The sequence below is a fragment of the Cellulomonas sp. NPDC055163 genome (assembly GCF_053607065.1).
Map to the genome: position 1 here is coordinate 1 of NZ_JBSGSU010000009.1, position 13,291 is coordinate 13,291.

At 76.7% G+C, this 13,291-nt stretch carries 10 protein-coding genes; 2 read left to right on the forward strand and 8 right to left on the reverse strand.

The genetic code is table 11. From position 1 onward, the window contains the following. Window positions 1-1,028 precede the first annotated feature (1,028 nt). Genes ACWFNE_RS17190 through ACWFNE_RS17200 form a run of 3 tightly spaced genes read right to left on the reverse strand, consistent with a single transcriptional unit; the run spans window position 1,029 to window position 5,087 of the window. A complete protein-coding gene (locus ACWFNE_RS17190) occupies window positions 1,029-1,973 on the reverse strand; it encodes a tetratricopeptide repeat protein (protein ID WP_452123642.1) in 945 nt (314 codons plus the stop codon). 28 nt (window positions 1,974-2,001) lie between these two features. Continuing rightward, on the reverse strand, window positions 2,002-3,006 hold the full coding sequence (locus ACWFNE_RS17195; RefSeq protein ID WP_452123643.1) for a hypothetical protein: 1,005 nt from the start codon (window positions 3,004-3,006) through the stop codon (window positions 2,002-2,004). Further along, window positions 3,003-5,087: a hypothetical protein gene (locus ACWFNE_RS17200; protein WP_452123644.1), complete on the reverse strand. Its 2,085-nt coding sequence runs from the start codon at window positions 5,085-5,087 to the stop codon at window positions 3,003-3,005. Before ACWFNE_RS17200 ends, ACWFNE_RS17195 begins: the two co-directional genes overlap by 4 nt. A 202-nt stretch (window positions 5,088-5,289) precedes the next feature. Between ACWFNE_RS17200 and ACWFNE_RS17205 the strand changes: the two genes are divergently transcribed. Then, on the forward strand, window positions 5,290-7,944 hold the full coding sequence (locus ACWFNE_RS17205) for a hypothetical protein (protein WP_452123645.1): 2,655 nt from the start codon (window positions 5,290-5,292) through the stop codon (window positions 7,942-7,944). Between the two features lie 19 nt (window positions 7,945-7,963). Continuing rightward, a complete protein-coding gene (locus ACWFNE_RS17210) occupies window positions 7,964-8,383 on the forward strand; it encodes a hypothetical protein (RefSeq protein WP_452123646.1) in 420 nt (139 codons plus the stop codon). A 434-nt stretch (window positions 8,384-8,817) separates the two neighbouring features. Here ACWFNE_RS17210 and ACWFNE_RS17215 read toward each other — a convergent pair whose 3' ends face one another. The 5 genes from ACWFNE_RS17215 to ACWFNE_RS17235 form a co-directional block, all read right to left on the reverse strand. After that, window positions 8,818-9,672 (reverse strand): alpha/beta fold hydrolase, encoded by an 855-nt coding sequence (locus tag ACWFNE_RS17215; protein WP_452123647.1) that lies wholly within the window; start codon window positions 9,670-9,672, stop codon window positions 8,818-8,820. Beyond that, entirely contained in the window at window positions 9,669-10,463 is a 795-nt protein-coding gene (locus ACWFNE_RS17220; protein WP_452123648.1) for an alpha/beta hydrolase, read from the reverse strand. Before ACWFNE_RS17220 ends, ACWFNE_RS17215 begins: the two co-directional genes overlap by 4 nt. 31 nt (window positions 10,464-10,494) lie before the next feature. Further along, window positions 10,495-11,340, reverse strand: coding sequence for an HAD family hydrolase (locus ACWFNE_RS17225; protein ID WP_452123649.1), 846 nt, complete (start codon window positions 11,338-11,340; stop codon window positions 10,495-10,497). Between the two features lie 10 nt (window positions 11,341-11,350). After that, entirely contained in the window at window positions 11,351-11,659 is a 309-nt protein-coding gene (locus ACWFNE_RS17230) for a hypothetical protein (RefSeq protein WP_452123650.1), read from the reverse strand. 142 nt (window positions 11,660-11,801) lie between these two features. Further along, window positions 11,802-13,253, reverse strand: coding sequence for a GH1 family beta-glucosidase (locus ACWFNE_RS17235; RefSeq protein ID WP_452123651.1), 1,452 nt, complete (start codon window positions 13,251-13,253; stop codon window positions 11,802-11,804). Window positions 13,254-13,291: the final 38 nt, after the last annotated feature.

Sequence of the window (13,291 nt, forward strand, 5' to 3'; positions counted from 1 at the left end):
CCTGAGCCAGAATCAAACTCTCCGTAAATGTCTACATGGCACCCCACCGCCGAAACGGCAAGGCAACCGACACACGAAACAGCCCCGAATCACTCCGGGACCAGTTGAATTCGGCTTCATGAGAACCGCACTTCCACGGAGGCGGAAGACGATCCCCAGTCAACCAAGACTCACCACACGAGACCACCCGACCACTACAGCCGAACAACCCCGCCGATGAACCATCTTGGCATCGACTACTTGGCACACTGTTGAGTTCTCAAGGAGCAGACGCTCATCCATCCAGGCCCTTCGACCCATCCGGAGGCAACTTCTCAATCTTACGTGCTTCCCTCGTCTCCGTCAACCCGCTCTGTCGAGCCGGTCGTGGGTGAGAGTTCCGCTCCGAGCGCGCCGGTTGAGACGGATATCCGCCTCGGACAAGCTCGGGGTGTGGCTGCCTCGGTGGGACCGACCACCAGGATCATTCCTGGTGTCCGTTCCTCCCTGCCGGGCGGCCTGACTGCTGAACCATACCGGAGCTTCTCGCTCTCCGTGACCACCCGCTCGGGGTGATCCGGACCGGCCCGCTGGGCCGATCCGAGGAGAGAGACTAGCTCATCCCGAGCGTGTCTCGTCCGGCGCCAGAAGCGCCTCGGTGACTGCTCGGGGGTGGCCACCTCGGTGGGACCAGCCACCAGGATGACTCGCTGGTGTCCGTTCCTCCCTGCCGGGCGACATCGAGAAACTTACGCAGCACCCTCGCGACGGTCAAGTCGCGTCGGGGTGACGGCCGTCACGTGCGCGCGCAGAGCCCGCGCACACCCCCTCGGCCCCGGGCGCATCCGTGGCTGGGCACATCGCCGGCGCCCCGGCCGGCATTCGTCGGCGTTCGTCGGCGCGAGGCCGGACGACGTCCGCCGGACAGTACGACGCCCGGCCCACCGTGGAGGTGGACCGGGCGCGGTGGCCGGTGCGGGAGTGCGGGGTGCGACGCGGCGGGACGCTCCCCCGCGACGATCCCGGGTCGCCTCGGGGTCAGACCCGGATCAGTACAGGGCGTTGGCGAGCGCGCGACGGGCGGCGCCGACCCGCGGGTCCTCGGCGCCGACCACCTCGAACAGCTCGACGAGGTGCAGGCGCACACGTTCGCGCTCCGGTCCCGCGGTGACGCGCACGAGATCGACGAGCCGGGAGAAAGCGTCGTCGATCTTGCCGCCGAGGACGTCGAGGTCGGCGACGAGCAGCTGGGCAGCGACGTCGGCCGGGTCGTCGGCTGCCGCACGCCGTGCGGCGTAGAGGTCCGCGTCCCGCGTCCGCGACAGGAGGCCGACCTGCGCGAGACCGGCACGTGCCATCGCGTCCCGGGGGTTCTCCCGGAGCGCCTGGGCGTACGCCTCCTGCGCGGAGGGGAGGTCGTCGCGCTCGATCGCGTCGTACGCCGCCTGGTGCAGCGGCGGGAGCGGCGGCTCCTCGGGCTCGTCCGTCGGGGCGGCGCTCCCGCCCGGCGCCGTGCCGGTCACACCGTTGGCCGCCGCGGCGGCGATGACCTGGTCGATCACCCCGCGGACCTGCTCGATCGGGTACGCGCCCTGGAACAGCGGCAGCGGCTGTCCGGCGACGACGGCGACCGCCACCGGGAGCGACTGCGGCGACTGGACGCCGAAGGCCTGCGCGATCTGCGGGTTGGCCTCACCGTCGATGCGCGCGAGCAGGAAGCGGCCCGCGTACTCGTCGGCGAGCGTGCCGAGGTCCGCAGCGAGCCCGGTGCTGACCTGGCTCCACGGTGCCCAGAGCAGGACCACGACCGGGTAGGTCGTCGAGTCCTGCACGAGCTGGCCGAACGACGACTCGTCGACGTCCACCACGAAGCCGCCGGCGGCCGGCGGGCCGCCCGGCGCACCGGACGGCGGCGTGCTCGGGCGCGCGAGCGACGACAGGTCGATCGCCCCGCGCACGTCGAGTCGAGGCTGGGGGGCGGACGGCTGGCTCATCGTGAGGCTCTCCTGGTCGAGGGGCCGGCTACTGACCGGCGACGGACGTACGGGCGTGCTCACCCGCGAGCAGCTGGACCTGCGTCGTCTCGGAGCCCGCCGGGGGGACGTAGAAGACGAGCACGTCGGCCCACGTGCTCACGAGGCTGCTCGTGACGCGGGGCTTGCCGGCGAGCGCCGCGGTGGTCGGGTCGAGGTCGATGCCCGGCTCGGCGATCGCGAGCGTGGTCGTGGTGTCGATCGCCCCGACGACGATCGCGCCGCCGTCCGCCGTCGCGAGCGCCACCGGCGCCTCCGCCCGGGGGACGTAGGTCTCGGCGACCGTCCCGACCGGGGCGACCGCGGCCTGCATGTTCGCGCGCGCCGCCTCGATCGTCTGCCGGAAGAAGTCCTGGGGGTACGTCGCCGCGCTCGCGGACGCGTCCCCGTTCGCGAGCACGTCGGCGTACTGCGGCAGCACGGACCCGGGCGACACCAGCAGCGCGGTCGAGTCCGGCGCGACCGTCGCGCTGCCGAGCGTGGGGTCGGCGGTGGCGGGCATCTGGACCCCGGGACCGAGCCGCGCCCACCCCCAGAGCCTGTACGGCTCGCGCGCCGACTCCTGCCTCAGCACCAGGATGCGGGGAGCCTCGAGCGTGTCGGGCTGCTCCGACACGACGAGCTGCGTCCGCGGCCACTCGGTCGTGTTCGGGACGACGGTCGCCTGCGCCTCCATCGGGAGCGCGGTCGGGAGCCGGGTCCCCCCGGTCGCGGTCGCTCGGGCGTACTCGAGGCGCCGCACGTCGAGCGCCGGCCCCACGAGCCGTGCGGGCAGGCCCGACGCGTCGAACGTGGCGTCGCCGGCCGCGAGCACCGCACCGACGTCCTCGAGGACGTTCGTCGACTGCGCGACCGTGAGCGCCGGGGGCGCGACGGCCGGGACCGCCTCGGGCTGCGGCTCGGGCGGAGGCGTCGCGCACGCGCCGAGCGTGAGCACGAGCACGAGCCCGAGGGCGGACGCGGTGGCGAGGCGACGGCGTGCACGTGCGTTCATCGCTGCCCCTCCCTGGTCGTCGGTCCGTCGTCTCGCTCGTCGTCCGCGGGCTCGGGGAAGCCCCAGGCCCTCCGCCACGCGTCGGCCCGCGCGGCCGGCACCTCGCTCGGCGCGGCGTGGCTCCCGTGGTGCGGGGCCCCGGCGCCCGGCGCCGGGAGGTGCTCGCCACGGCCACCCGCGCTCCGTGGCGCCGCGACACCGGCGCGCGGACCCGCGCCCGCCGTCGACGGCTGAGCCGAGGCCTGACCCGGACCACGCACCGGCTGCGCGGGGCCGGACGCGCCGGGCCGGGCGCGCGGTGCGTCCTGCGGGCGCGCGCCCGGGGGCTGCGACGGCGCTGACGGAAGCCACGACGCCCGCGCGCCCGTCGGTGCGGCGTCGGGGTGCGACGGACGTCCCGGGGGGCCAGGCAGCCGCGACGGACCCGCGGGCTGTCCCGACCCGACGGCGGGGGTCGCCTCGGGGCGCAGGGGCGCCGACGGCGTCCAGCCCGTGGGCGGTGCGGCCGGGCGCTCCGGGCGGGAAGCCGGACCCGGTGCCGGGGTGGCTGGCGCCGACGGTCCGGTCGGAGCGGGCCGGCGGGCACCCACGGGGGCACCGGGTGCACTGCCTGCGCCGGGGGCACCGGGTGCGCTGCCTGCGCCGGGGGCACCGCCCTGCCGGCCGGGCGGGGGGACGGGGACGGACGGTGCGGGGCCGGCGGCCCGGCGGCCGAGCTGAGCTGCCCATGCCGGGCCCCGGGGCGCGTCGCCGAGGCGCTCGGGCTGGGCTGCGGCGGGCGCCTCGCCCGGGCGCTCGGACCTGGCGGCGGCGGGTGCGCTCGCCGGCCGACCGGCGGTGGGTGCGCTCGTCGGCCGGCCGGACGGACCCGTCCCGGCGACGGGAGCTGCGGTGGGGCGCACCGCACCGGGCGTCGCGTCGTCCGCCGCCGGGCGTGGCTCCGCACCGGGGACCGCCCGCCCCCACGGCGGGCGTGCGCCCTCCGCGGGCGGGGCGGTCCGGCTCGTCGTGGGGACGGCGGCAGCGGCCGCCGCCCAGCGCGGGACCGGCGCGTCCGTGGGCGGTGCGGTCTCGTCGGGCGACGCACCCCGGGCGACCCGGGCCGGTGCGTCGACGGGCAGCGCCTGCTGCTCACCGGTCGCTGCGCGGCCCGTCCGCTCGCGGCGGCGCGAACGGGTCTCGCCCGTCAGCCCGGCGTCGCGCATCTGACGGCGGGTGAGCACGATCGTCTCGCCCGTCTCGGCGCCGGCGGATGGGGCCGCGGCGGCTGTGGCGGTGCCGGCGCCCGCGACCACGGGGACCGGCCCGGTGCCGACGGGGTGCCAGTCGGCCGCGTCCTCGCCGCGGCGCGAGCGCAGCCACAGCCGCACCGCGAGCGCGAGGCCCGCGAGCAGCAGCACACCACCCAGGGCGACGCACGGCCAGAGCCACGGGGTCGTGACCGTCCGGGGCCAGCTCAGCTCGACGACGGGCGGCGCCTCGCCCAGGCTCACGGCGACGAGGCTCCAGCGGCCCGGCTGAGCGGGCCACGTGAGCGTCGCGCTGCCGACGCCGCTCTCCTCCAGGACCCACAGGTCCGAGCCTGCCGGGTTCGGGATCGCGGGCGGGGCGTCGGCAGCCTCGGCCGCGGCGGGGTCGGCAGCAGCGGGGTCGGCGGCAGGGTCCGCAGCAGCGGGGTCGGCGGCGGGGTCCGCGGGGGCAGCGGCGGGATCCGCGGGGGCGGTGGCCTCGGCCGACGGTGCGGGCTCGGGCTCGACCGTCGCCGTGCGCAGCTCGTGCCAGCCGGACAGGCCCGTGACGCGCACGTGCGGGTCCGCGCCGACCCAGGCGGCGACGTCCGTGTCGCGCCCGACGGCGAGGACGACCGGGGAGTCGTCGGCGGCCGTGACGCGCACGGAGACCTCGTCGCCGGCGAGCTCGAGCACCCCGGCGTCCGTCGTGACGATCCGGGTGTCGCTCGCGGTGCGGGCGTCGGCGACGAGCACGTCGTCGGCGCGCCAGGCGGTCGCCGAGGCGACGCCGAGCCCGGCGACCACGAGGCCGAGCACGCCGAGAACGGCGGCGATGAGTCTCTGGAGCACGCGGGGTCCTCTCGAACGTGACGACCCAGGATAGGCGGAACCCTCGGCCGGGGCAGAACGGGCAGGTGTGCGACATGCTGGTCGGGGCACGGTTCGGCCCCCTCACGAGGACCGATATCCTGCCCGAGGACTACCGGCCGACTTGCCCCGCGCCTCGATCGAGGCGCCCGCGGACCGGCGCCGACGCGCCCAGGAGGATCCCGTGCCCGAGGACCGTTCGCCCTTCCCCGTCGTCAACTTCCGCGGGTACGACCGAGGACCCGTCGACGCGCGGATCAAGGCGCTCGAGCAGGCGCTGAGCGAGGCGCGCGACCAGGTCGAGCAGCTCGACGGCCGCGCGATGCAGATGGCCGGCGAGCTCTCCGAGGCACAGCGGCACCTGCGCGAGGCCGAGCGCCCGACGTACTCCGGGCTGGGCTCGCGCATCGAGCAGCTCCTGCGCTCCGCCGAGGAGCAGTCGTCCGACGTGGTGCAGCAGGCGAACGCGCAGGCGTCCGACGCCCTCGCGCGCGCCAAGCTCGCGGCCGGCCAGCTCCGCTCGCGCGCCGAGAACGAGGTCGGCGAGATGCTCGCGACGGCGCGGCGCGAGGCCGAGGAGCTGCGGACGACCGCGAGCACCGAGGCCGACAGCACCGTGCTGGCCGCGCAGCGCCGCGCCGAGGAGCTCCTGGGCTCCGCGGAGCGCGAGGCGGCCCGCATCCACTCCGCGCTCAACACCGAGGAGAGCGAGCGCCGCACGTCCCTCGAGCGCGAGCTGGGGACGCTCCGGGCGACGGTCGAGCGCGAGGCGACCGAGCTGCGGATCTCGACCGAGCGGGCGGCGAGCGAGCTGCGGTCGTCGACCGAGGTGGAGGCCACCGCGCAGCGCGAGGAGGCCGAGCGCTACGCGCAGGACCTGCGCCAGAGCGCGGACGCCGAGACCACCGCGCTGCGCCAGCGCGTCGAGGGCGAGCTCGCGGCGCTGCGCGCCGAGGCCGAGCGCTACGCCGCGATGCAGCGGTCCGTCGTCGCGACCGAGGTCGCCGAGGCCCGGCAGCAGATCGCGGCGGAGTCGACGTCGCTGCGCGCCGAGGCGCAGGAGTACGCGGACGGCGTGCGGGCCCGCGCCGAGCGGGAGGCCGCGGCGCTCGAGCACCAGGTCGCCGCCGAGGTCGCGGGGCTGCGCGGCGAGGCGGAGCAGTACGCGGGCTCGGTGCGGGCGAGCGCCGAGCGCGAGACGGGCGAGCTGCGGGCGGGCGTGGGCGACGAGATCGCCGCGCTGCGCGCCGAGGCCGAGCAGTCGATCTCGGCGCTGCGGCTCGAGGCCGAGCACTACGCCGCCGAGATCCGCGCGCAGGCCGAGCGAGAGACGACCGAGCTGCGCGAGCGGACGGTGCACGAGACGGTGCACCTGCGGTCCTCCGTCGAGCGCGAGACGGACGAGCTCCGCGACACCACGGGCCGGGAGACGACCGAGCTGCGCGACCGTACCGAGCGTGAGCTCGCCGAGCAGCGCGAGGCGACGCGGGTCGAGGTCGAGCGTGCGCTCACGGACGCGCGCCGGACCGGCGCGGAGGTCGTCGCGGCCGCGAGGGCGCAGGCCGAGGAGCTGTTGCAGCGCGCCGAGCAGGCGCTCGCCGACGCGGAGCTGTCGATCGCCGCACGCCACGAGGCGGCCGAGCACGCCGACGCGGAGCGGCACGAGACGGCGCGCGCCGAGACGGAGCGGCTCGTCCGGGACGCCGAGGCGCACGCCGCCGACGCCGAGGTGCGGGTCGCGCAGGCGCTCGAGCAGGCGGAGCGGGTCCGGGTCGACTCCGAGGCCCACGCCAAGGAGCTGCTGGCCGACGCCCGCCGCACGGCCGACCGCGTCGTCGCGGAGGCGCGCGAGTACGCCGAGAAGTCGCTCTCGGACGCGCTCACCGAGTCCGAGCGCGAGCGGACGACCGCGCAGCGCCAGGTCGAGGAGCTCAACCGGCAGCGCGAGTCGATCACGTCGTACCTCGACGAGCTGCGCAACCTGCTCGGTAACGACCCCGTCCCGAGCCGGACGACGCTCGAGCGCGCGGAGCAGGCCGAGGCCCGGCTCACCTCGGCGGCGCCGGAGCCCGTGCAGAGCAGCGAGCCCGAGCCCGAGCCGGCTCCCCGCACGCCCGCGCGCCCCGCGAACCGCCCCCAGGGCCGCCCGGCCGGCAAGCGCCCCTCCCCCGTGTCGGCGGCCGGACGGGCCCGCGCGGCGGCGATCTCGTCGGTGCCCGCCGCCGGCGACGCCGAGGGCGAGCCGTCGTCGCGAGACGCGGCGGTCGCCGGACGTTCGAGCACGCCTGCCGCCGGGTCGGACGACGCCGACCGACCCACGCGGCCGGACAGCGCCGCGCCCCACGTCGGCTCGACGGGTGCGCCGGACGACGCCGCGGGCGACCGCGCCGTGCAGGACGCCGCGCCCCACGACCGGGCGGACGACGACGCGACGGCCGACGGCGACGCGGTCGAGGCCGGGACGACGGTGTCGGACCGCGCTCCCGGCGAGGAGCGGGTCGAGGAGAAGGGCGGCGACGGGGGCGACGCCGACGCACGCGACGACGCGGGCGCGGCCGCGGTGCGGGCCGACGCGGCCGAGGCGCACGATGCGCACGACGCGCACGAGGAGTCGCCGGACGCCGACGCCGATGCGGCCCCGGCCGCGCAGGAGCCCGTGGCCGACGGTGACCCCGGGACGGAGGAGGAGCCTGCGACCGAGCAGGAGCCGACGGCGGGGCCGGACGCGCGGGACAGCATCCCGGCGCAGGACGAGGGTGCGGAGTCGGCGGCGGACCGGGCCGTGACCGGCAGCGGGGCCCGGTCCTCGACCCCGCGGGCGTCGAAGGCTCGTCGATGAGCCGGGCGCGGACCGCGCCGTGAGCGCGTCCTCGGGCGACGACTGGCGCACTCAGCGCCGCGAGGCCGCCGCCGTGCACGCCGAGGCGCTCGAACGGCGGCGGCTCGCGGAGTCGACGCGGGCACGCGCGCTCCTCGCGGAGTTCGTCGAGACCGCCCGAGCGCGCGGCGTCGCGCCCGTCCCCCTGCGGGCGCACAGCTACGACGGCCGGCACCGGTACCGGACCCCGGTCACGGGGTGGTACCTGCGCCGCGACGAGAAGGTCGCCGTCGGCACCGACGGGGAGTACTACGTCCTCGGGGTCCCGACGAGCCTGCGGGCGCGGCTGCGCGGGACGACGCTGACGCCGCAGGACCCGCCGCTCGTCATCGGCGCGGGCGGCAAGGACGGGGAGTCCCTCGACCTGCCCGACGCCCTCGCTCGCGCGCTGGCTCGCTGACGCCCGCCTGACGTCGGGCGCGGACCCTGGTCCCGTCCGCGCTCGACGCCGCCCGGGCCGTGACGCCCGCGGCCGGTGCTGCTGCGGGGGCGGTGCTGCTCCCCAGGCAGGCGGCCCTCCGCAGGCAGGCCGGCCTCACCAGGCAGGCGACCCCGCCCCAGGCAGGCCGGCCTCACCAGGCAGGCGACCCCGCCCCAGGCAGGCCGGCCTCACCAGGCAGGCGGCCTCCCCAGGCAGGCGGGCTTCACCGCACAGGTGACCCTCCCCCAGGGAGGCGGCCCTTCCGGAGCAGGCACCGCTCCCCCGGCAGGCGGCCCACGAGGTCGCGACCCGCGAGCGCAGAGCCCGCGGAGTCAAAGCGCGCGAAGTCCGGGTCCCGAGGTCGGCGCCCCCGAGGTCGAGGCCCGTGACCCGTGCAGCTCTCGGACCGCAGGTCAGTGCTCGGGGCGGACGTCCACCGCAGCGTCGGCCCGGCGCGCGAGGCGCTCGAGGGCGGCGGCGACCGGCCCGGGCTGCTCGACCGCGCTCAGGTGCCCCGCCCCCGGCACCACGACGAGGTCCGCGAGCGGGGCCGCGGTCCGCGTGCGCTCGGCGTCCGCGAGGGGCGTGATCGTGTCCTCGTCCCCGACGAGCACGAGCACCGGACCGGTGTACGCGGCGAGCGTGGCGGTGCGGTCGGGCCGGGCGGCCATCGCGCGCTGCGACCACGCGACCCCGGCGGGCGGCTGCTCGCCGACCCACCCGGCGACGCGCTCGACGACCTCGGGGCGGCCGGCGAGCGACGCCGCGCCGAGCACCGCGCGCGCCATCGGGCGCACCTCGTCGACGGCCGACGACTCCTCGACGGCCGCCGCCACGCGGAGCCGGTTCGCGCGCGCCTCGTCGGCGTCCGCGGTCGTGCGCGTGTCGAGGAGCCCGAGCCCCGCGACCAGCCCGGGGTGACGCTCGAGGAGCGCGAGCGCGACATAGCCGCCCATCGACAGCCCCGCGACGACCGCGCGCTCGACGCCGACCTCGGACAGCGACGCCGCGACGGCGTCCGCGACCGCCTCGAGCGAGGGCTCCGCGGGCGTCAGACCGGCGGCGGCGCCGTGACCGGGCAGGTCGAGCGCGAGCACGGGGCGGTCGGCGGGGAGCGCCGCGGCGACGTCGTCCCACATGCGCGCGTCGAACGGGAAGGCGTGCAGGAGGACGACGGGCAGCGCGTCGTGGTGGTGCGCACGCCCGGTGCCGTCGGCGTAGGTGCGGACCGGGAGCACCAGGTCGGCGGGGTCGGGTGCGGTGCTCATGCGGGCTCCTGGACGTCGGCGGTGGTGCTCTCCCCGAGCCAGGTGGTGGGCAGCGGGACGGGGGCTCCCGGCAGCACGTGGCCGACGATCTCGTCGAGCACGCGCCGCACGGCCGGCTCACCGACCCACAGGTGCTTCGCGCCGTCGACCCCGATGACCTCGGCGTGCCGGACGCGCGCGAACCGCTCGCGCGCCTCGGGCGGGCGCAGGTAGTCGTCGAGCTCGGGGACGAGCACGACGAGCGGCTTGCCGAACGCGTCCCACGCGTCGAGGTCGGCGTCCGTCGCCCGGTGCAGCGGCGGCGAGAGCAGGATCGCGCCCTCGATCGACGGGTCCCGGCCGTGCATGAGCGCGAGCTCGGTGCCGAAGGACCAGCCCACGAGCCAGCGGTTCGGCAGGTCGTGGAACTCGGCGTACTCGATCGCGGCGTGCACGTCGAGCCGCTCGCCGACGCCGCCGTCGAACGCGCCCTGGCTCGTGCCCCGCGGGCTGCTCGTGCCCCGCGTGTTGAACCGGAGCACGGCGACGCCGGCCATCGCGGGCAGCCGCCACGAGGCCTTGCGCAGCACGTGGGAGTCCATGTACCCGCCGTGCGTCGGCAGCGGGTGCAGCGTCACGAGGGTCGCGCCCGGGGCGGGCAGGCTGCCGTCCTCGGCGACCGGGCGCGCGAGCTCGCCGACGAGCGTGAGGCCGTCGGCGGTGTGCAGCTCGACGTCCTCGCGGTGCGCGGGCAGCACGGTCAGTGCGCGGACGGGGGTCGGTTCGCCGGTCGGGGTGTCGTCGGTGCTCATCGCCCCCGAGACTAGCCGCGCGCGGTGGGCCTCAGCGCGCCGGGCGGGCGTGCTCCGGTGCGTCGCCGAGCAGCCCGAGCGCGCCCTCGAGCTGCTCCGCGACGCCGTCGTCGTCGTTCGTCCCGCACCGGCGGCTCGCAGCGCCCGCGACGTCCGGGTGCGCGTTGCCGACGGCGAACGACACGCCCGCCCATGCGAGCATCGGCAGGTCGTTCGGGGCGTCCCCGAACGCCCACACGTCGTCCGGCCCGAGCCCGCGCTGCTCGGCCCACGTCGCGAGCGTCGACGCCTTCGTCACGCCCGGCCCGGTGACCTCGGCGAGGCCGACCGCCCCGGAGTCGGCGAGCACGGCGTCGGGCCCGAGGACGGCGGCCACGTCGCGCAGGAAGTCCGCCGGGTCCTCGCCGGGGCGGCGCGCGAGGAGCTTGTAGGTCGCGTCGTCGAGCCCGGTCTCGAGGGCGTCGACCACCGGGGCGCCGGCCGGGAGCGGGTGCGGGCCCACGAAGCCCTGCTCCGCGAGGATCCCCGCCCGGCGCTCGACCGCGAAGCGGGTCCCCGGCAACCGGTCGCGCACGCGCGCCACCAGCCCGGACACCACGCTGCGCCGCATCGCGCGCTCGGCGAGGACGACGTCGGCGCGCACGTCGACGACCGCGGCGCCGTTCGCGCAGATCGCGACCCCGTGCTGCCCGACGACGTCGCGCACGTCGTGCAGCCAGCGCGGCGGCCGCGCGGTGACGAAGACGACCTCGATGCCGGCGCGCTCGGCGGCGAGGAGCGCGGCGCGGGTGCGTGGCGAGACGGTACCGTCGCTGCGCAGGAGCGTGCCGTCGAGGTCGGTCGCGACGAGGCGCGGGGCCCGGTGGGGGGACGGCATGGGCCCGAGGCTAACGACCGGGGCGGCGGCGCGCGCGAGCCGACCAGCACGACGTGTGCCAGTGGCGGCGGTCCGCGAGCGCGGCGTCCGCGCCGAAGAGGTGGTCGGCCGGCCACGCGACGACGTGCGCGACCCCCGGGCCGACGAGCTGGTCGCAGCCGGGGCAGCGGTAGCTGCGCTCGGAGGCCCCGACGCGCTGCACGGTCCACTCGCCGTCCGGCCCGGACTCGGTCGAGCGCCCGCCGCGGACCCGGTCGAGGTCGAGCGGCTCGACGGGCGCGCCGTACGGTCGCTTCGTCGAGCGTCGTCCCTTCGGCACGTCCTCATCCTCTCGTGCGCGCCGGGGTGTCGCGTCCGCCAGGGCGCACGCCGCGCCGTGGACGACGAACGCGCACCGGGCCGTGAGGCCGGTGCGCGTTCGTCGGTGCGGGGGGCGGCCGTCAGCCGGCCGCCCTCAACGGTCAGGTCAGGTCGGCCGCCGACTCGATCGTCGGGATCGTGTTCGTGCGGACGAGCTCGGCGTACCAGTAGGACGAGTCCTTGCGGGTGCGCACGAGGCTGTCGTAGTCGACGTGCACGATGCCGAAGCGGCGGTCGTAGCCGTACGCCCACTCGAAGTTGTCCATGAGCGACCACACGAAGTAGCCGCGGACGTCCACGCCCTTGTCGATCGCGTCGCCGACGGCGTCGATGTGGTCGTGCAGGTAGGTGACGCGGTCGACGTCGTGGACCCGACCGTCCTCCGCGACCGTGTCGTAGAACGCGGCGCCGTTCTCGGTGACCGCGAGCGGGACCTCGGGGTAGCGCGTGTGCACGTCGACGAGGAGCTCGGTGAGGCCCTCGGGCTCGATGTTCCAGCCCATCGCGGTGTACGGGCCGGGCTGCGGGAGCCACTCGACGTCGTCGGCGGCGGGCCACGCGCTCACGGGCGAGGACTTGTGGCCGTCGGGGCCGGGCGTGCCGTCGCCGGGGACGTACTCGCCCTCGCGCTTCTTCACGAGGCCCGTCGAGTAGTAGTTGATGCCGAGGACGCTGAGCGGGACCTGGCAGAGCTCCGCGTCGCCGTCGTGCACGAACGACCAGTCGGTGACCGACGCGGTGTCGGCGATGAGCTCCTCGGGGTAGCGGCCCTCGAGCACGGGCTGCAGGAAGATCTCGTTCGCGAGGTTGTCGATGCGGCGCTTGGCGTCGACGTCCTCGGGCGCGGTGCTCGCGGCCCGCGTCACGTGCAGGTTGAGCGTGATCGAGAGCTTCGCGTCGGGCAGGACCTCGCGGATCGCGCGACCGCCGAGGCCGTGCGCCAGATTGAGGTGGTGCGCCGCGGCGAGCGAGTCGGCGTGGCTGTTGCGGCCCGGGGCGTGCACGCCGGACGCGTAGCCGAGGTAGGCCGAGCACCACGGCTCGTTGAACGTGGTCCAGATCTCGACGCGGTCGCCGAGCACCTCGGCGACCTTGCCCGCGTACTCCGCGAACCGGTACGCCGTGTCGCGGTTCGGCCAGCCGCCCGCGTCCTCGAGCGGCTGCGGGAGGTCCCAGTGGTAGAGCGTGACCACGGGCGCGATCTCGGCGCCGCGGAGCTGGTCGACGAGCCGGGAGTAGAAGTCGAGGCCCTTCGGGTTGAACGCGCCCGAGCCGGTCGGCTGCACGCGCGGCCACGCGATCGAGAAGCGGTACGCGTGCAGGCCGAGGTCCTTCATGAGGGCGACGTCCTCGTCGACCCGGTGGTAGTGGTCGGCCGCGACGGCGCCGGTGTCCCCGTTGAGGGTCTTGCCGGGCGTGGCGGAGAACGTGTCCCAGATCGACGGCCCGCGGCCGTCCTCGGTCACGGCGCCCTCGATCTGGTAGGACGCCGTGGCGCTCCCCCAGAGGAAGTCGGCGGGGAACGTGCGTCCGGAGGCGCGCGAGCTCGTCATCGGGAGTCCTTCGGGGTGAGGGGTACCTGCGGGGCAGG

What these genes read in the sequence shown, in the direction of transcription:
- ACWFNE_RS17215 (WP_452123647.1), bottom strand. Translation starts at nt 9,672, where the DNA reads ATGAGCACCGCACCCGACCCCGCCGACCTGGTGCTCCCGGTCCGCACC.
- ACWFNE_RS17190 (WP_452123642.1), bottom strand. Translation starts at nt 1,973, where the DNA reads ATGAGCCAGCCGTCCGCCCCCCAGCCTCGACTCGACGTGCGCGGGGCG.
- ACWFNE_RS17220 (WP_452123648.1), bottom strand. Translation starts at nt 10,463, where the DNA reads ATGAGCACCGACGACACCCCGACCGGCGAACCGACCCCCGTCCGCGCA.
- ACWFNE_RS17235 (WP_452123651.1), bottom strand. Translation starts at nt 13,253, where the DNA reads ATGACGAGCTCGCGCGCCTCCGGACGCACGTTCCCCGCCGACTTCCTC.
- ACWFNE_RS17225 (WP_452123649.1), bottom strand. Translation starts at nt 11,340, where the DNA reads ATGCCGTCCCCCCACCGGGCCCCGCGCCTCGTCGCGACCGACCTCGAC.
- ACWFNE_RS17195 (WP_452123643.1), bottom strand. Translation starts at nt 3,006, where the DNA reads ATGAACGCACGTGCACGCCGTCGCCTCGCCACCGCGTCCGCCCTCGGG.